17 protein-coding genes are annotated in these 18,956 nt (G+C 50.4%); 8 read left to right on the top strand and 9 right to left on the bottom strand.

Going from position 1 to position 18,956, the window contains the following annotated elements; translation table 11 throughout:
• Window positions 1-23 precede the first annotated feature (23 nt).
• The gene (locus tag F0L74_RS01795; RefSeq protein WP_149836128.1) at window positions 24-1,040 is read right to left on the bottom strand and encodes a fumarylacetoacetate hydrolase family protein; all 1,017 of its coding nucleotides are present in this window, start codon (window positions 1,038-1,040) and stop codon (window positions 24-26) included.
• A 99-nt stretch (window positions 1,041-1,139) separates the two neighbouring features.
• Between F0L74_RS01795 and F0L74_RS01790 the strand changes: the two genes are divergently transcribed.
• From F0L74_RS01790 to F0L74_RS01780, 3 genes are all read left to right on the top strand, one after another.
• Window positions 1,140-2,354: a serine hydrolase gene (locus F0L74_RS01790; protein WP_246197604.1), complete on the top strand. Its 1,215-nt coding sequence runs from the start codon at window positions 1,140-1,142 to the stop codon at window positions 2,352-2,354.
• On the top strand, window positions 2,341-4,944 hold the full coding sequence (locus F0L74_RS01785; RefSeq protein WP_246197603.1) for a bifunctional glycoside hydrolase family 9 protein/polysaccharide deacetylase: 2,604 nt from the start codon (window positions 2,341-2,343) through the stop codon (window positions 4,942-4,944). The genes F0L74_RS01790 and F0L74_RS01785 overlap by 14 nt, the downstream gene beginning before the upstream one ends.
• Window positions 4,945-5,037: 93 nt before the next feature.
• Window positions 5,038-5,700, top strand: a complete 663-nt coding sequence (locus tag F0L74_RS01780; RefSeq protein ID WP_149836126.1) for a sterol desaturase family protein — start codon at window positions 5,038-5,040, stop codon at window positions 5,698-5,700.
• Window positions 5,701-5,703: 3 nt separating this feature from the next.
• Here F0L74_RS01780 and F0L74_RS01775 read toward each other — a convergent pair whose 3' ends face one another.
• The 6 genes from F0L74_RS01775 to F0L74_RS01750 form a co-directional block, all read right to left on the bottom strand.
• Window positions 5,704-6,042, bottom strand: coding sequence for a hypothetical protein (locus F0L74_RS01775; RefSeq protein ID WP_149836125.1), 339 nt, complete (start codon window positions 6,040-6,042; stop codon window positions 5,704-5,706).
• Window positions 6,039-6,980 (bottom strand): DUF6263 family protein, encoded by a 942-nt coding sequence (locus tag F0L74_RS01770; protein WP_149836124.1) that lies wholly within the window; start codon window positions 6,978-6,980, stop codon window positions 6,039-6,041. The genes F0L74_RS01775 and F0L74_RS01770 overlap by 4 nt, the downstream gene beginning before the upstream one ends.
• Before the next feature lie 14 nt (window positions 6,981-6,994).
• Complete coding sequence (locus F0L74_RS01765; RefSeq protein ID WP_149836123.1) at window positions 6,995-7,768, bottom strand: TIGR02757 family protein; 774 nt, start codon at window positions 7,766-7,768, stop codon at window positions 6,995-6,997.
• A gap of 34 nt (window positions 7,769-7,802) precedes the next feature.
• On the bottom strand, window positions 7,803-8,945 hold the full coding sequence (locus F0L74_RS01760; RefSeq protein ID WP_149836122.1) for a cystathionine gamma-synthase: 1,143 nt from the start codon (window positions 8,943-8,945) through the stop codon (window positions 7,803-7,805).
• Between the two features lie 329 nt (window positions 8,946-9,274).
• Window positions 9,275-9,874 carry a DUF2911 domain-containing protein gene (locus F0L74_RS01755; RefSeq protein ID WP_149836121.1) on the bottom strand — a complete coding sequence of 200 codons (600 nt, stop codon included), beginning with the start codon at window positions 9,872-9,874 and terminating at the stop codon, window positions 9,275-9,277.
• Between the two features lie 133 nt (window positions 9,875-10,007).
• A complete protein-coding gene (locus F0L74_RS01750; protein ID WP_149836120.1) occupies window positions 10,008-10,595 on the bottom strand; it encodes an acyl carrier protein phosphodiesterase in 588 nt (195 codons plus the stop codon).
• Window positions 10,596-11,258: 663 nt separating this feature from the next.
• On the opposite strand from F0L74_RS01750, the gene F0L74_RS01745 reads away from it, so the two are divergent.
• Both F0L74_RS01745 and F0L74_RS01740 read left to right on the top strand, forming a co-directional pair.
• A complete protein-coding gene (locus tag F0L74_RS01745) occupies window positions 11,259-11,714 on the top strand; it encodes a hypothetical protein (protein WP_149836119.1) in 456 nt (151 codons plus the stop codon).
• 180 nt (window positions 11,715-11,894) lie between these two features.
• Window positions 11,895-12,869 (top strand): deoxyhypusine synthase family protein, encoded by a 975-nt coding sequence (locus F0L74_RS01740; protein WP_149836118.1) that lies wholly within the window; start codon window positions 11,895-11,897, stop codon window positions 12,867-12,869.
• A gap of 260 nt (window positions 12,870-13,129) precedes the next feature.
• Here the strand turns inward: F0L74_RS01740 and F0L74_RS01735 are convergent, their stop codons facing one another.
• The gene (locus F0L74_RS01735; RefSeq protein WP_149836117.1) at window positions 13,130-14,140 is read right to left on the bottom strand and encodes a LacI family DNA-binding transcriptional regulator; all 1,011 of its coding nucleotides are present in this window, start codon (window positions 14,138-14,140) and stop codon (window positions 13,130-13,132) included.
• 491 nt (window positions 14,141-14,631) lie between these two features.
• Between F0L74_RS01735 and F0L74_RS01730 the strand changes: the two genes are divergently transcribed.
• Window positions 14,632-15,816: an aldose epimerase family protein gene (locus tag F0L74_RS01730; protein ID WP_149836116.1), complete on the top strand. Its 1,185-nt coding sequence runs from the start codon at window positions 14,632-14,634 to the stop codon at window positions 15,814-15,816.
• Between the two features lie 142 nt (window positions 15,817-15,958).
• A complete protein-coding gene (locus tag F0L74_RS01725; RefSeq protein WP_149836115.1) occupies window positions 15,959-17,107 on the top strand; it encodes a glycoside hydrolase family 172 protein in 1,149 nt (382 codons plus the stop codon).
• A gap of 101 nt (window positions 17,108-17,208) precedes the next feature.
• Here the strand turns inward: F0L74_RS01725 and F0L74_RS01720 are convergent, their stop codons facing one another.
• A complete protein-coding gene (locus F0L74_RS01720) occupies window positions 17,209-17,739 on the bottom strand; it encodes a DUF4136 domain-containing protein (protein WP_149836114.1) in 531 nt (176 codons plus the stop codon).
• Between the two features lie 101 nt (window positions 17,740-17,840).
• On the opposite strand from F0L74_RS01720, the gene F0L74_RS01715 reads away from it, so the two are divergent.
• On the top strand, window positions 17,841-18,947 hold the full coding sequence (locus F0L74_RS01715) for a DNA alkylation repair protein (protein WP_149836113.1): 1,107 nt from the start codon (window positions 17,841-17,843) through the stop codon (window positions 18,945-18,947).
• Window positions 18,948-18,956 lie beyond the last annotated feature (9 nt).

Genomic DNA, 18,956 nt, shown 5'->3' with positions numbered 1-18,956 from the left:
GGCTTTCCATCAGTGATTCATGGCTACACATTCTTCTTCAGCTTCAGCAGTGAAAAGTCCGTTCCTTCTTCTTGCTCCATCGTATTCTGCAACACGCCCAGGCCTTCCACTTCCATCTCCACTACATCGCCGGGTTGCAGCCACTGCTCCTGGTAATTGGCATCCGCCAGTTTACCCGTGCCGTTCAACTCCAGGAAACAGCCGGTACCTACGGTGCCGCTGCCGATGATATCGCCGGGGTGCAGGTGTACGCCATAGGCGCAGCGCTCTATGATCTCGGCAAAGGTCCAGTCCATATCGCCCATACTGCCTTCGCTTACCTGTACGCCATTAACGCGGCAGGTCATCTTAAGGTTGAAATTATTGCCGGTATGCCCGGGTTTAGCCGGTACTTTAAAAGCTTCCAGCTCGTCCGGCGTTACCAGCATAGGGCCTATAACAGTGCTAAAGTCCTTGCCTTTGGCGGGGCCCAGGTTCAGCTTCATTTCTTCCATCTGCAGGGTACGGGCGCTCAGGTCGTTCATGATCATATAGCCGCCAATGTAATCATCCGCTTCTTCTGCGGTGATGTTACGGCCTGCTTTACAGATCACCACGGCCACTTCCAGCTCAAAATCCAGCCGGTCAAAATGGTCCGGCATACACATTACGGGGCCGGGGCCTTGTATGGCATTATGATTGGTGAAGTAAAAGATCGGGTACTGATCAAATTCCGGTATCATCTCTGCCCGGCGGTTACGGCGGGCGGCCATTACATGCTGACGAAAAGCATATCCGTCACGGCAGGAGGTAGGGAAGGGCACCGGCGCCAGTACGTGCACGCTTTCATAGGGAATGCCGATAGCGCTTCCCCGGTAAGTGCCGTTTTTCAGCTGCTCATTGGCATGTAAGGCAACACCTATCACATCTTCCCACATCATCAGGAACATCTGCATATTATTAGGCAGCTCCGGATGCAGGTCCTGCGTGTTATACAACTTTCCGTCCACTAACAGGGCTAATTGGTCCGCTTCGTCCCTTAAATAAGTAACAAGTTTCATCTTTGTTAAATTTTTGTTTTGGCGCTATGGCTGCCAAATATATTATTTTTTATTTTTGAAGATATGCCGCGAATTCCACTCACTATAATTGCCGCGTGCTTGTATCTATCTTCATGGGCGCAACCAAAGTCTGACAGCCTCCTATTGGAAAGGCTGGTTAAGAGACGGGCATCCCCTGCCCTGCAACACATACTCCAATACCCGGATACGTTCAGATACCAGGTTATTTATACCCAGATTGATAGGGACAAACACAACAAGCCGCATTTTACCCATTATTATCTCAATGTAAATAACGATACCTATTTCAACCCCGCTTCCACGGTAAAGTTGCCCATTGCCCTGCTGGCGCTGGAAAAGCTGCATACCCTGCATAAGAAGGGACTGGATATGTATACCCCCATGCTTACGGACAGCGCCTACAAAGGCCAGGTAAGGGTAGATCAGGACAATACTTCCGCCAATGGCCTGCCCTCCATTGCGCATTATATCAAAAAAGTGTTCCTGGTCAGCGACAATAACGCTTATAACCGCCTGTATGAATTTGTAGGCATGCAGGATATCCATGAAAAGCTTTGGGCCAAAGGCTATCCCCAGGTGCGTATTGTGCGGCGTTTTATGCCGCTGGATGAGGAAGGCAACCGCCACACCAATCCCATCCGCTTTGTTACGTACACAGGTAAACCGGTGTACGAGCAGCCGGAGGCCTACTGCAGCCTGCCCTTTGATTTCAGCCGGCAGGAGTTTATTGGGGATGCCTACCTGGACCGGAATGACAGCCTTATATGCAGCCCCATGGATTTTACCCGGCATAATAACCTGCCGCTCACGGATCTGCAGCATATGATGCAAACGGTACTGTTCCCGGAATCTGTGCCCAAATCGCAGCGTTTCCACCTGAAGAAGGAAGATTACCGCTTCCTCTATCACTACATGTCGGCCCTGCCGCGGGAATCAGATTACCCCAAATATGATCCCCGGGAGTATTTTGACAGCTTCACCAAGTTCTTCATGTTCAAAGCCGGGCATGCCCATATACCGCCCTACATCCGGGTATTTAATAAAACCGGCTGGGCCTTTGGCTTTTTAACAGATGTAGCATATATCGTAGATTTCAAGAATAATATAGAGTTTATGCTCACCGGTACGGTGTACGTAAACCGGGATAGGATACTGAACGATGACAGATATGAGTATGAGGAAGAAGGTTACCCCTTCTTTAAGGAGATCGGCAATATCGTTTACCAGTATGAGCTCTTACGCGAACGCGCGTACGGGCCTAACCTGAAAAAGTTCCTGGATGCAACTTATTGATGCGATAAAGAAAGAAAGGGATCATGTATGGCAGGGGCAATGGCCCAAACGTTTGTGGGGGTGGATGGCGGTCCGCGTAATAGCATTTTCCGCCGCCTGTGTGCCCATCTACCTTTCCGTCTCCGCCCAAAACGCTAATTCCACCCAAGGCCCTGCCGCTGCCCAGGATACCACCTCCTGGATCCGCATTAATCAACTCGGCTACACGCCGCAAGGCATCAAAGTAGCCGTATGGTGCGCCAAAACCCCCGCCCCAGCCGCCACCTTCGCCCTCCACGATGCCGCCACCGGCAACATCATATTCCAAACCTCCACCAGCAAAGACTTTGGTGCTTATGGCCCCTTCACCCATACCCGCCGTCTGGATTTTACAAAATTCCAGCGCCCGGGGGCCTATTACCTCTCCGCTGGCGGCAGCATCTCCCCGGTCTTCCGCATCGAGCCAGACGTATATAAAGGCGCCGCAGATTTTTGTCTGCAATACATGCGGCAGCAGCGCAGCGGTTTCAACCCCTATCTCAAAGACTCTTGTCATACCCACGACGGCTTTACCGTATACGGTCCCATGCCGGATGGTACCCATATCAACGCCTCCGGCGGATGGCATGACGCCAGCGATTACCTGCAATACGTTACCACTTCCGCCAATGCCACTTATCACCTGCTGGCCGCCTGGCGGGATTTCAAGCCAGTTTTCACAGATACCCACGCCGCCAATGGGCTTAACGGCAGCAATGGCCTGGCAGACATATTGGACGAAGCCCGCTGGGGCCTGGATTGGCTGCTTAGAATGCACCCGGCCCCGGATCATATGTTTAACCAGCTGGCAGACGACCGCGATCACCGCGGCATGCGCCTGCCCACAGCAGATACCGCCAGTTATGGCCGTGGTCTGGAGCGCCCGGTATATTTCTGCACCGGCCAGCCCCAGGGCCTTAAACACTTCAAGAACCGAAGTACCGGCCTGGCCTCCACCGCCGGCAAATTTGCCAGCGCCTTTGCCCTGGGCGCCAGCTTATACACGAACATAGACAGCCAGTACAGCGCCCTGTTGCAACAAAAGGCCGCTTCCGCCTATGCCCTGGGCGTAAAACACCCCGGCGTATGCCAAACCGCTCCCTGCGGCGCGCCCTATTTTTATGAAGAAGACAACTGGATGGATGATATGGAACTGGGGGCCGTTATGCTGGGCAACCTTACCCGGCAGCGGGCGCTGATCAACCAGGCCATGCAATGGGCCCGGCAGGAGCCGCTTACGCCCTGGATGGGAGCCGATACTGCCCGGCATTACCAGTGGTACCCCTTTCACAATTTTGGCCATTATGAGCTGGCCCGCACGCAACCCGCACTCCAGCCGGCTGCCATGAGCTACTACCGCCAGGGCATCAGCGCTGTTTGGGAAAAAGCCCGGCACAATGCTTTCTACCGCGGCATCCCCTTTATCTGGTGCTCCAATAACCTTACGGTATCTTTTGCCATCCAGTGTAACCGTTACCGGCAGCTTACGAAAGACACCCGTTACCAGCAGCTGGAGCAGGCCTGTATCGACTGGCTCTTTGGCTGCAACCCCTGGGGCACAGCCATGGTTGCCGGCCTTCCCGCTAATGGCGATTTTCCCCAGGATCCGCACAGCTCTTTCAGCCATTTGTATAACTATCCCGTTAATGGCGGCCTGGTAGATGGCCCGGTATACGGCAGCATTTATGGGAACCTCATCGGCATCACTTTGCATAACGGCGATGAATATGCGCCTTTTCAATCCAGCCTGGCAGTATATCATGATGACTTTGGCGATTACTCCACCAATGAGCCTACCATGGATGGCACCGCCAGCCTCATTTACCTGCTGGCCGCAGCGGAGTATGAGGCCATGCCAACCTCTTTCACCTACACCCACGGCGCCATCACCCGTGCAGATACCACCCGCCGCCAACTCGCCCTGGTATTCACCGCAGATGAATTTGCCAATGGCGTCCCTGTCATCACCCGCATCCTGCAACAATACCACGTCCCCGCTTCCTTTTTCTTCACCGGCCGCTTCTACCGCAATCCTGCCAATAAAGCCTTCATCCAGCAGCTCAGGCATAACGGCCATTACCTGGGCCCGCACTCAGATCAGCATTTGCTTTACTGTGACTGGAACAAAAGAGATAGCCTGCTTGTTACACAAGAGGAGTTCTGTACAGATCTGCTGCAATGTTATCATGCCATGGCACAACAAGGCATTACCCGTCAACAGGCGCCATTTTTCCTGCCGCCTTACGAGTGGTACAACGATACCATTGCCGCATGGACAACCGCTTTACAGCTACAATTGATAAATTATACTCCGGGCACGCTAAGTCATGCAGATTATACCTGGCCCCAGCTGGGCAAACAATACCGCTCTTGCAATACGATTTTACAATCTATACAAGCCTATGAGCAACAACATCCTGCAGGCCTAAACGGTTTTATATTGCTTATGCATGCCGGCGTTGATCCCCGCCGTACAGATCTTTGCTGGGATGGGCTTGATAAATTGCTGCAATACCTCCGGCAAAAAGATTATGATCTGGTAACACTATTAGAACTACTGCGGTACAGATAGGCACTGATTTTGATCTGTTTACAGCTATCCTTATAGCCGGCCAACGGCTCGTTTTTTTGCATTTTGACGTAATTTTGCACAAAACCAGGGTCTATGAAGTTTGATAAGATAAAGAATAAAGGACAGGCCAGATTGTTTGAGAGTAAGTACCTGGAGATGCTCACCAAAACGCATCCATTGATCATTTGGGGTTTGTACCTGCCCATCATAGGGTACATGCTCTATCACAGTAACCAGGTATTAGGGTTTAGTATAGGCACGGTAGCGTTAATATTCTTTGGCGCCATGTTTTTCTGGTCTTTTTTCGAGTACATCATGCACCGCTTTATGTTTCACTTTGCAAGTGACAGCCCCAAAATAATGCGGATCGTATATGTAATGCATGGTAACCATCATGAATACCCCAGGGATAAACAGCGTTTGTTTATGCCTCCTGTTCCCAGCCTTATATTGGCGTCTATCATTTTCGCCGGACAGTACCTGTTCCTCCGTCAGTATACATTTATGTTTTTCCCCGGCTTTATTTTAGGCTATCTTATCTATGGCAGCATGCACTACGCCATCCACGCCTGGAACCCGCCGTTCCGGTTTATGAAACCCGTTTGGCGTAACCATCATCTGCATCATTATAAGAGTGATGAAAAAGGTTTTGGGGTAAGCTCTTCCCTGTGGGACCGTTTATTTGGCACCGGTTTCGATCTCAGAAAGGAACAGGAAGATAAGGTAAAGGTGAGGGAGCTGATGTTTGATAAGTAATTACTACCATTTTTCTTCATCATTCTCAGGCGGTGTACTCCTGTACATTTCCCGGCTTCTGATCTTCTCCAGCTGCCGCTCTATCAGCAATGCTGCTATCTTATGATACGCGCCTTCGCCGGCGTCTTTCTCCAATATCTCACGGATCTTATCCTCCCGCACATCAATCCGGTACAGTAAAAATACAAACTGCTGGAAATGCTCACTGATGAGTATTTCCAGCCGCTGCGCCAGCATGTCTTCCAGCTGTTCATAACTAACGGTATCCGGCAAATGCAATTCCATGGTCTCGCCCAGTTCCCGGGCTGTGACCTGCAGGTATGGTTCGGGAACCAGCGTCATTTCATCTGCTTTATTTTATAGGAGGCGTTGGTGATGGTCTTCACCGGTACTTTCAGATCGGTCTTCAGTTTTTTGGCCTTATTGGCTTTATAGGTATACTCACCGGTCATCTCCAGGTTCTGTATACATATGCTGGGAAAGCCGCTGTTGCGGTCTATGAGGTTATTGCTTTGCATGGTGCCCTCTATTTCCGCGGTGGCCTGTATGCCATCTTCCAGGGTAAGCATCTCCAGCTTATTGGTCTTTACCTTACCCGTGGTGCTGATCTTGGCGGTTTGGTTATCCCAGGTCTGCAGGCTCCAGTACAGGTCCATACGGCCTATCAGGCCGGTACGCAGGGGCACGCTTTCTTCCCATTGGGTGCCGGTCTTAACGCCGTGTGCAGGGTAAATTACCAGCAGCTGCTCCAGCCATGCGCGGAAAGCGTCTGTGCCAAACTGGTCTTTCATCAGTTTTTTATAGGCTTCCTGCTCGTCCTTTTTCAGAGAGGCAAAAGTGGTAGATGCGCTGTCCAGCAGGTTATCCAGGCCGTTTACCTTATTAATGGCGCCTGTATTCTGCAGCTCCACGGTAAAGGGATGGTCCAGTATCTTTAGCAGCGCCGCCTGAAAGGGCTCCTTATCATTCGGCGTTTTGGCGTCTACATATATATTCTGGTTACGGCTGTTAAAGTTGAACTTCAGCTCCTTATAGCGGAAACTAAGCACGGTACGGCCGGGCTGCGCTTCTGTTACATCTATGGAGATGGTATTGTTAAAATCGCGGGTTACGCGCTGTGTGATGTCGTTTACGGTGGTATAGGTCTCGCTCCGGCTTTCCTGCGTCAGTGCAAACTGTTGTCCTGCCTGAAATTTGTAGCTAAGGTCCGCATACTCCTGTGCCGCCGCCGGTAAAGAAAAGGCGGCGGTAATAGCCATCATGCCAAAAAATATCTTCATTGTCTTCATTTTTCTTACACATATTTCTCTATCACCCCTAACCCAAATAAGGCAAAATCATACTTTGTTGGGTCTTCCGGGTCCATTTCCCGGAGACGGGCCGTTAGTTCCAGGGCCGTTTTCCAGTTGGATTTGGCCTCGCTGATCAGTCCCAGGCGGGTTGCCACCCGGGCTACGTGCACATCTACCGGACAAACCAGCTGAGCCGGGGAGATGTGTTGCCATAACCCAAAATCCACGCCATTTTTATCACGGCGCACCATCCACCGCAGGTACATGTTCAGCCGCTTACAGGCGGAGTTTTTCTCCGGGGTGGAGATATGTTTACGGGTACGCTCCGGGTGCTCCAGCCCAAAAAAGATGCGGTGAAACCCGGCCAGGGCCTTTTCCACCGTCTCATCCTCCGGGATAATATGCCCGCTAAAGGCAAATTCCAGCGAAGTCACATTGGTATAGTAATGCTGCAGGAACTCCACGAAATAAAGCAGGTCCAGGCCGTTGAACGTCCGGTGACAGAACTGCATCAGCCGCCGGCGGTCCATAGGCTGATGGTAGCGTATAAATTCAAAAGGTGCATCATCCATCAACGACAGCAGTTCCGTGCATTTGTTGATGATAGTGGTTCGGTTACCCCATGCCAGCGTAGCTGCAAATAGCCCGGCGATCTCCACATCCTGCAGTTTACTGAACCGGTGCGGTATACATACCGGGTCGTTCTTAATAAAGTCAGGATGATCATAATATGCCGCCTTGGCATCCAGGTACTGCTTCAGTTCACGAGATTTCATAGAATCGGTTATAGGAATCATCATAATGATGGCTTTATCCGGTAATCGCGCTGTCCAGGTCTGCCAGCAGGTCATCGGCATCTTCAATGCCAACGCTCAGCCTTATGAGGGAATCAGTCAGGCCGTAACTCAGCCGGTCTTCCCGTGGAATGGATGCGTGGGTCATGCTGGCCGGATGGCCTATCAGTGATTCCACGCCCCCTAATGACTCTGCCAGGGAAAACAGGCGGGTGCCGCTCAGTACTTTCAGCGCTGCATCCATGCTATCATTCTTTAATGTAAAGGACATCATGCCGCTAAAACCGCGCATCTGCTTTTTGGCGATGTCATGATTAGGGTGATCTTCAAAACCTGCCCAGTACACTTTAGCTACTTTGGAATGTTCCCGCAGAAAACGGGCCACAATTGCGCCGTTGTCGCAGTGGCGCTGCATACGCACATGCAGCGTTTTAAGGCCGCGCAGCACCAGAAAGCAGTCCTGTGGCCCTGGTACAGCGCCGCAGCTGTTTTGGATAAAATACAGCTGTTTGGCTAATGCCTCGTCTTTTACGATCACCGCCCCATGTACCACATCACTGTGGCCACCCAGGTATTTGGTGGCGGAATGCACCACAATATGGGCGCCCAGGTCCAACGGATTCTGCAAATAAGGAGAGGCAAAAGTATTATCTACGCTCAACAGCAGATTATGCTCCTGCGCTATCTGGGCGCAGGCTGCAACGTCTATGATGTTCATGAGCGGGTTGGTGGGCGTTTCTATCCAGATCATCTTCGTTTGGCCATTCAGGTGCTGGCGGATCTGCTGCGCATCCTGCATGCCTATGAAATGGAATTTAATGCCGTAACGTTCAAAGATTTTTGTAAAGATGCGGTAGGTGCCGCCATACAGGTCGTTGGAGACGATCACCTCATCACCCGGCTCCAATAGTTTGATCACCGCATCTGTGGCGGCCAGGCCGCTGCCAAAGCAGATGCCGTGGGTACCGTTCTCTATCGCCGCCAGCGCATTTTGCAGCGCATCCCGCGTAGGGTTCTGCGTGCGCGCATACTCATATCCTTTATGCTGCCCGGGAGCGCTTTGCACATAGGTGGAGGTTTGATAGATGGGGGTCATGATAGCCCCTGTAGATGGATCAGGTTCTACGCCAGCGTGTATCAGCTTTGTTCCCAGCTTCATGTCTTTAAACTTTTTTAAATATGAGAGATGCGTGCCCGGCGGGCCAGCCAAAGGTACTAAAAGGGGTTGATACTGAAGTCAAAGGGGGTTTATACGTTCATAACGCCTATACGTAGAACTACGTTTGGGGGGAGGGGCGCCACTGCGTTAATACTGCTTTCGATATGCCTATACCCGGAAATTCGATACACTCACGAACATTTTCCCGGCGTTGACCAAAACCGGGAAAACCCGTTTGTGCATTCCGTGTAATTTTGGTTCAGGTTTTTCATAGGATATGGTTAAAATTATTACAAGGGCGGTATTCTTACCGCCCTTTTTATTTTGTCTTATTTCCGCTTCGCTGTTAACCGGTCATTGAACTTCACCGGCAGACTTACCATAATATCATCCCATGCCATGATCAGGTTGGCCCCGCCATCTGCCTTTTCAAACATCATGGTGAATGCTTCAACAGGCGTATTTATGTTGGTAACGGGTACGGATGTCCTGAGCAGGTCCTTGGAGGCATCGTATTTATAAGCGCCCCATATATCCGTTTCACGGTTCAGGATAACGGTCCAGGTGGTGGCCTGGGGTATCGCATACAGGGTATAACGGCCTTTAGGCACGTTCTTACCGCCTATGTTCACCGGTATAAAGAACTCGATCTCGGTGGCCTCATTGGCGCCCAGACGCCATACCTTGCCATATTCCTCCAGGTCGCCAAAGATCTTACGGCCTTTTTTCTGCGGACGGCTATAGGTTACCCGGGCCACCAGGGCGCCGGATTCACCTTTCACCTTTACCAGGTAGGGGTATACGGGTGGATAGTAGGCCATGTCCATGGGACTGGCATCCAGGGGAGGAAGCTTCTTGTCCTGCGCCCAAACGGGTTGCGCCACCATGCCGGATAACATGATAGCGATAATGAAGATTAGCTGTTTCATTGCTGGCTGTAAATTTTAAGAGAATACATTTCAGGCCCCAAACTTAGTGAAATAACTGGTAGGGGAAAAGCTGCGGCGGGCCAGCCAGGTCAGATCGGGGTTTTACACGCGTTTTATTGGGCGGGATAAGTGGTCACTCCCCCCTGATCAGCCCTTTTACATGGGCTTCCAGCTCAGGGAAAAAGGCAGCATAATAGGTTTCCATCGCCGCATAATGGTTCTCAAAAATGGCAAACGGTACGCTGGCCGGCACATCCAGGTAACGGGCACGGCGCACAATACCGTTGAACGACCGGGAAATGCCTTCCCTGGTACCATAATGGAACAGCCAGTTCTGGGTACGCATATAGTGGAATACCTCCCGGAACACCTGCGGCAGCTCCATATCCGCCTGGTCTATTACGTCATATACGGATTGGGCAAAGGCTGCCAGCTGGGCTTCTGTAAACCGTTGCGTATCCCGCGCCAGGAAATGATCATAGATGATATCCATAAACACGGCCCCATACAGGCCGCACGAAGGGCGGAACAGCTGACGCGCCTCTCTGGTAATAGCATGTTGGTCAGTAAAGCTGTCTATTGCACGGTGTATCTGGATGCCACGCTGTATCTCCGGCGCGTATAGCTGTAGTTGTTTACCCTTCACAAAATCGGCGATCATATTGCCGATGATCAGTGACGGGTCATGGAAAGAGAGATATGCATGCGCCAGGAAGTTCATTCCGGCAAATTACGTATTAATGTGCGGATGTCGAAGCTGGCAACCTTTCCTCCAGGTAAGGGCCCGTTCATCTAAAGTGCAAAGGTTGCATACGCCGGTAACCGCCAACGCCCCTGTACAAGCTGCTATGGTCTATGTTGACGGCAAAGCGCTATGGCCTTTGCCCGTGTATAAAGCTAATACGGTATGTTGATGGCAAACCGCTCCAGCGCTATAGCCGGCTACAGAAAAGTTGCATGATATATCATCAGCAATCCCGCATATCCATGTCTTTAACCTTTCATCACCCACTACAATCCATTGCATTTTACCAAGCGGGCCACTCCGCTGTATCCTTTTACCAGTGTGCGTTTCCGGACATACATGATGGGTTGGTAACACCGTATATCCGTTCATCAGAATACCATTTATCACTCTTCCACTTTAACAAAAGCTTAACGCCGGCCCGTGCAACATTCGTTCTTCGCCTGCAAACACTGTGCAGCGGCTCCGCTATCTGCAAAAAAAATACCACGATGGTTGTAACTGTTGCAACATATATCAATATCAACTGATCAAGCTATACCATTAGCAAATAATGGGTTGGGGCGCGTGTACAGCCATCTTACCTTTGGTGTGTTATTTAATCACAAACAAAACATTTCAACCCTAAATTTTTCCGCCATGAAAAAGATGTTCGTAATGTTATGTGTAGCAGTCGCTTTATTAAGCGGCAGTGGCGCCTGGGCGCACTCCACAGAAACAGAAGCCTCCACAAGACTTAAATCCGCTTTGAGCCAGGCATTTGCCGGCGCCACCCATATCAGGTGGTATACGGATGACCAGAAGGTCTTTACCGCCAAATTTATGATCGGTGAAAACCAGGTATCCGCCTACTTCGACGCCGATGGCACTTTGTTGTCTACCCGTCGTTACATCATGGAAGACCAGCTGCCGCTGGCCGTGATCACCAGGCTGCAGAAACGTTATCCGCAATATGAGGTTCGTTCTACCGTAGAGCTGGAAGCTAATAGCACCACCTCATACTATATTACGTTGGAAGGTGAAAAGACGTGGATGATCATAAAGTCCGACAGTAATGGCCTGCTGAGTGTACATCAGCGCCTTAAAAAAGCATAAGTCGTCGTCTTATAGCCATTCTATAAGCTGTGTTGTTTAGTCTCCGGTCCATAGTAGTTGTGCTATGGACCTTTTTTTTACATCCCCCATCCTCCCTGTTAATTCTCCTTAACCCCTGCCCCCAACTCCAAACTAATTATTACCTTTGCCCCCTGTTTTAAATCAAATCTTTACACTATAATGAATAAAGGGCCTATCTCTCAGTTTATCCAGCATCATTACCGGCACTTCAATGCGGCCGCCCTGGTAGATGCTGCCAAAGGTTATGAAACCCATCTGCTGGAAGGCGGCAAGATGATGGTAACACTCGCCGGCGCCATGAGTACCGCCGAGCTGGGTATCTCCTTTGCTGAAATGATCCGGCAGGGTAAAGTAGACATTATCTCCTGTACCGGCGCTAACCTGGAAGAGGATATCATGAACCTCGTAGCCCATACCCACTACAAAAGGGTACCTAACTACCGCGATCTGAGCCCGCAGGAAGAATGGGAACTGCTGGAAAAAGGCTTCAACCGTGTTACAGACACCTGTATCCCGGAAGAAGAAGCTTTCCGCCGTATCCAGAAACATATCTACAAGATCTGGAAAGACGCGCAGGATAAAGGCGAACGCTACTTTCCCCATGAATATATGTACAAGCTGCTGCTGAGCGGGGTGATGAAGGAACATTACGAGATCGATCCCAAGAACAGCTGGATGCTGGCCGCCGCAGAAAAGAATATCCCCATTATCGTACCCGGATGGGAAGATAGCACTATGGGCAACATCTTTGCCTCTTACTGCATCAAGGGCGAACTGAACCCTTCTACCATGAAAAGCGGCATCGAGTACATGGTATGGCTGTCTGACTGGTACCGGCATAACTCTGCCGGCAAAGGCGTAGGTTTCTTCCAGATAGGCGGCGGTATCGCCGGCGATTTCCCGATCTGCGTAGTACCCATGATGTACCAGGATCTGGAATGGCACGATGTACCCTTCTGGAGCTATTTCTGCCAGATCTCCGATTCTACCACCTCATACGGTTCTTATTCCGGCGCTGTACCCAATGAGAAGATCACCTGGGGCAAACTGGACATCAACACGCCTAAGTTCATCGTTGAATCCGATGCTACTATCGTAGCGCCGCTCATCTTTGCCTATATATTGGGCCTCTAATGTGCCAATGTGCGGATGTGCTAATGTGCTAATGAGTTAAATGCAGATAATTACCTAATTTTATACAAGGGCTGATTAAAGCAAAAAAGGGCTTTAATCAGCCCTTTCTAATATTATTTTAACCCTGTTTGCCCAACGCTCTCCTTGTCCTCTCCTTGTTCTCTCCTTGCCTTCTCCTATATCTTGCCCTGTTTGGTTAATATACCATTACTCCATTCCATTCATTTGCACATCTGCACATTTGCACATCCGCACATTCTCTAGCACATTTTCGATGATTTCCTGATCACCAGCTTCCCCTCCAGCACCAATTCCTCCGTTTCCAGGCTCTTCTCCTCAATATGCCGTATCAGCATCTTCAACGCTTCCCGGCCTACCTTATACCCCGGTTGCACCACCGTGCTCAGGGCCGGCTCTACCACCTCCGCCACCGGGTCGCCATTAAAACCCACCACTTTCACATCCCCCGGCACACAGTATCCCGTAGTTTTCAGGTGCTGGATAGCGATCACCCCGGAGGGGTCATTGATACAGAAGATCCCATCCGGCTGCAGCTTCATCAGCTTTTTGATGGCCTCCGGCGCATCCAGCTGAAACTTCCCGCAATGCACAATATGTTTAGGGCTAAACGGCAGGCCATGTTTTTCCACGGCGTCTTTATACCCCCGCAGCCGTTCGTCCGCTACGGAAAGCCCTTTTGGCCCCGCCATGTGCACAATGTTCTGACAGCCCTGTTGTATCATATGCTCTACCGCCTTAAAAGCGCCTTTATACTGGTCTACAATCACCCGGGAGGCCGTTACATGCCGCAGATCCCGGTCAAAGAACATAAACGGGATACCCTTCTGCTGCAGCTTCTCAAAAGGAGCCGCATCCTGGGTCTGTTTGGAAACGGATATCAGCAGGCCGTCTATCCGGCAGCTGGCCAGCTGACGGATGCCTTCCGCCTCCTGTTCCGCACTCTCATTGCTCTGACAGAACATAAGATGGTACCCATGCTCATTGGCCACCTCGTTCATACCGCTCAGGGCATGGGAAAAGAAATGGGTGGCTATAATGGGCACAATCACCCCTATGGTGCGGGTTTGTTTATTGATCAGGCTCTGCGCAATATAATTGGGCTCATAGTTCAGCCCTGCCGCCAATTCCAATACCTTACGACGCGTTTCTTCGTTAATATCCGGCAGGTTGCGTAATGCCCTGGATACAGTAGATACAGAGAGTCGTAACTTCCGCGCTAAATCCTTAATAGTGACCTGCTTATTCTTCATCTCCTGCTATAGGTACGGTTTAACTGAAATTCTTTTTCCCCTTACAATGGTCTGCTACATCCTTGTTAGGTGTCCGGTATTAATTGATGATCACCACATTAATAGGTTGAGCTGTTATAATACAAATGTCTGATGTTCGCCGGGCAAATAAAATAAAATCCGGGTAAGGCAGGGCCTCCTATTTCATAAGCGGTGCGGATAGCAGGATGAACTGCAAAAAACTGCCCCTGATCTCTTCAAACATATTATTTTTTTTAGTACTGCAAACGTTACCGGTAACGTTATTTTGTTATCGGACATATATATATGGTCATTACCTTATATTTTGCAATTCAATACTACACGATGCATTACCACTCCATTGGCGTAATGCAATTTTAATGGATAAAGGCCAAATTTTGCGGCCGGGAAACTCCTTTCCCGGCTTTTTAGTGCCCGGATTTTTATTTCACACATTAAACGTATATTGGACCCTTATAAACAACTGCGATATGAAAAATTTACTTCCACTGCTAACGGTCGCTGCTGCACTGGGCATAAGCGCCTGTCAGTCTTCCGGTACCAACACAAATAATAATTCAGTTGATAGTATGAGTACAAACCACGACAGCATCATGTCTATTGAAAGCCTGGTGCCTACCGCCAACTTCGACAGCACCCTGGATGGCAAGGCAGTAAAATTATTTTACCTGAAAAGCAAAGGCGGCGTACAGATGGCTGTTACCAACTACGGCGCAAAAGTGGTATCCCTCCTGGCGCCGGATAAACAAGGCAAGCTGGAAGACGTAGAGCTGGGTTATGACCGCCTCAGTTCTTATATCACCACCAAAGACCGCTTCTATGGCGGCGTGGTAGGCCGCTACGGCAACCGTATCGCTAAAGGCAAGTTTAAACTGGACGGTAAGGAATACACCCTGGCCGTAAACAATAATTCCAACCACCTGCACGGCGGTAAGATCGGGTATAACGATGTGGTTTGGGATGCCAAACAACCCAATGACCATAGCATAGAATTCCACTACCTGTCTAAAGACGGCGAAGAAGGTTATCCCGGCAACCTGGATATCACCATGACCTACGAGCTCACAGACAGCAACGAATTTAAGATCAGCTACAAAGCTACCACAGATAAGAATACCATCGTAAACCTTACGCACCACTCCTTCTGGAACCTGCACGGCGCCGGCAACGGAGATATCAACGACCATGTGCTCATGATCAATGCGGATAAGTTTACGCCGGTAGATAGCAGCCTGATCCCTTCCGGTAAGCTGGAAGCGGTAAAAGGCACCCCCATGGACTTTACCACGCCTACGCCTATAGGCCAGCGCGTTGGCGACGACTTTGAGCAGCTGAAATTCGGCAAAGGCTATGACCACAACTGGGTGCTCAACAAAAAAGGTAAGGAGCTGTCCCTGGCAGCCACCGTACTGGAGCCTACCAGCGGCCGTTATATGGAAGTATGGACAACAGAGCCCGGCGTACAGTTCTATGGCGGTAACTTCATGTCCGCAGATATGGGCAAAGGCGGTAAAACCTATGTGCACCGCGGCGCCCTGGCCCTGGAAACCCAGCACTTCCCGGATTCTCCCAACAAACCGGAGTTCCCCTCTGTAGTACTGAAACCTGGCCAAACCTACGAACAAACCTGTATCTACAAGTTTGGCGTAAAATAGGCCTGCCGGTATAAGCATATTTATAAATGTCCTGCATCCCCTAACGGTGCAGGACATTTATTTTTAACGGATTATGTATTCGCTGATCCGTTTTGTAATTTGGATGCTTAACACATTCACCACGTTATAAAACCTGTCCTCCATGGTACGTAAACTCTTTACACTCTGTTGTGCCGTACTTGTAGCAAACATTCTTAATGCGCAGCAGCAACCTTTTAACGGGCTTAATATGAACATGGGCAACCTGTTCCAGTTATCCGATGCTAAGACCCGCAGCATCAGCCCGGAAAACTTCAGCGGCGAAAAAGGCAAAGGCGGTATGGCCACCCTGGATCAGGGCCTGGCCCGTGGCGCCGCCAAAGATCTGGGTCAGGGGTGGAAGGTAAGCCCCTACATCCACATAGAGCCCGGACAAACCTACACCCTGGCAGAGATCAACGGCTCCGGCGCTATCCAGCACATCTGGATGACGCCCACCGGCAACTGGCGCTTCTCTATCATCCGCTTTTATTGGGACGATGAGGCCACGCCTTCTGTAGAAGTGCCCGTAGGCGACTTCTTCGCCATGGGCTGGGGCCAGTATGCGCAGCTAAACTCCCTGGCCATCTGTGTAAACCCGGGCAGCGCTTTTAACTGTTACTGGGCTATGCCTTTCCGCAAAAAGTGTAAGATCACCATGGAGAACATCAATACAGAGCGTATGACCCTCTACTACCAGGTAGACTATACGCTGACAGATGTTCCCGCAGATGCCGGCTATTTCCACGCGCAGTTCCGCCGTAACAATCCCACCAAAGGTGGTAGCTATACTTTGTTAGATGGTATTAAAGGCAAGGGCCAGTACGTAGGCACCTACCTGGCCTGGGGTGTAAATAATAACGGCTGGTGGGGCGAAGGGGAGATCAAGTTCTTTATGGACGGCGATAGCCAGTATCCCACTATCTGTGGCACCGGTACGGAGGATTATTTCTGCGGATCGTACAACTTCGAAAACAATAAAACCCATCAATACCAGGAGTTCAGCACGCCTTACACCGGCTTACCCCAGGTAATACGGCCCAATGGCGTGTACGACTCTCAACAGCGTTTTGGACTGTACCGCTGGCATATCATGGACCCGGTACGGTTTGACAAAGACCTGAAGGTCACCATCCAGGACCTGGGTTGGCGCAGCGGCGGGCGTTACCTGCAGCAGCAGTCAGATATCAGCTCCGTTGTGTACTGGTATCAGGCGGAGCCGCATAGCCCTTTCCCTAAATTGCCGGTTAAGAATGATCTGGAAGTGAATTGATCGCGGTAAGACATAGCCAACAACGATCTGAATGATATACAAATTAAACTGCCTCCGCAAGTCTGATTGCCGGGGCAGTTTTTTTTATAATAGATTTTCCCTCATAACCCTTTGAACAGCGCCTCCATAGCATCCGCCACATTCCGTTCCAGCGAAGCCTGTTTATTAGGTACCACGCCCTCTACAGCGCCCCGCCATACCAGCTTATTTTCCGCCCGGTCTACCAGGTGCACGGTTACGGTGCCTTCGTTATAATGTTGGCCGGTTTCCACCACGGTATTTTGCGTATTGTAGCGTCTTTGTCCCATATACCGGAGGCCGCCATCCTGCTGGTTACGTATTTTCTGTTGTATCATAATACCGATGTTCACCAACAGGTCCGGATCAGAATCGCCTGCCGGTTGCAGGCCGCGCATCTGCAGCTGTTGGGTGATCTGGGTCTTCAGGGCGGCAATGCTGGGGCGGTACATGCGGTTACGGAGGCTATCCCCGCCGGTATCTATCTCGTAAAAGCTGAAGGTGCGGTAGTTACTCAGCGAAAAATCGTCTACAGGTTCCTGGTCCAGTACCTGGATGGGGCTGCAGGCATAGAGGCCTGTCAGTAACAAGCATATAAGTAAAAATGGTTTCATGGCTAAACGGATGGTACAGGATAACTACAATTAATCTGCCAATTAGGTTGACAAATTAATCACTATGGCACGAGTGCCGGCATTACGCTAATTTTGCACGCATGAGCAATTTGCTGAAAGATATTTATTCCCCCGCCTTCTACGGCCGCCTGTCCGCCACCCTTACGGAAACCGTTCCCGGTTTTGATAAAAAGCGCTTCATTGCCCGCATTTTCGACCACGGCTTTGCAGATAAAGCCCTTAAAGAACGGATGTACCATACCTCGCAGGTACTGCATGAATTTTTGCCGGATGATTTCCCCAAAGCAGCCAAACTGTTGGCAAAGATCATTGCCCAGTTAAGAAAAGACAAAGTAGCAGAAGACGGCCTGGCCTATATGTTCCTGCCGGATTATGTAGAACGTTACGGCCTGCAGCATTTTGACAGCGCCATTCCCTCGCTGGAGCTCATCACCCAGTTCGTGAGCTGCGAATTTGCCGTGCGGCCCTTCATCCTGCAATATGGCAGCCGTATGATGGATGTATTCCTCCAATGGTCATTACACAACAACTATAAAGTCCGCCGTTTGGCCAGCGAAGGCAGCCGCCCCCGCCTGCCGTGGGCCATGGCTATCCCCGCCCTCAAAAAAGATCCTGCGCCCGTACTGCCCATCCTGGAAAATCTCAAAAACGATCCCTCAGAATGGGTAAGGCGCAGCGTGGCCAATAACCTGAATGATATCGCCAAAGATCATCCGGCCATCGTCATGGATATTGCCCGCCGTTGGAAAGGCATCAGCAAAGAAACAGACGCCATCATCAAACACGGTTGCCGCACCCTTCTAAAACAAGGCCATACAGAAGTATTAGCCCACTATGGGTTGAATGGCAGCCATGCCAGCATTACCGGCTTTAAAGTAATAACTCCCAGGGTGGCCATTGGCGATAGCCTGTCATTCAGCTTTACCGTTCGTAATGATGACAAGGCCGCGCAGACCATCCGCCTGGAGTACGGCATCTATTACAACAAATCCAAAGGCCAGCTGGCGCGTAAGGTATTTAAGATCAGCGAGCGGCTGTTGCAGCCAGGGGAGCAGGTACAGATCGTAAAAAAGCAATCATTTAAGATCATTACCACCCGGGTATTTTATCCAGGAGCACATCAGGTATCTGTAATTGTAAATGGAGAGGAGAAAGGGGTGAAGGAATTTGAATTGGTGGAAGGCTGACCATTATTC

The organism is Chitinophaga agrisoli (assembly GCF_008386695.1).
GTDB classification, from domain to species: Bacteria; Bacteroidota; Bacteroidia; order Chitinophagales; family Chitinophagaceae; genus Chitinophaga; species Chitinophaga agrisoli.
The sequence above is the reverse complement of the archived record's forward strand: the minus strand, read 5'-3'. Positions and strand labels throughout refer to the sequence as shown.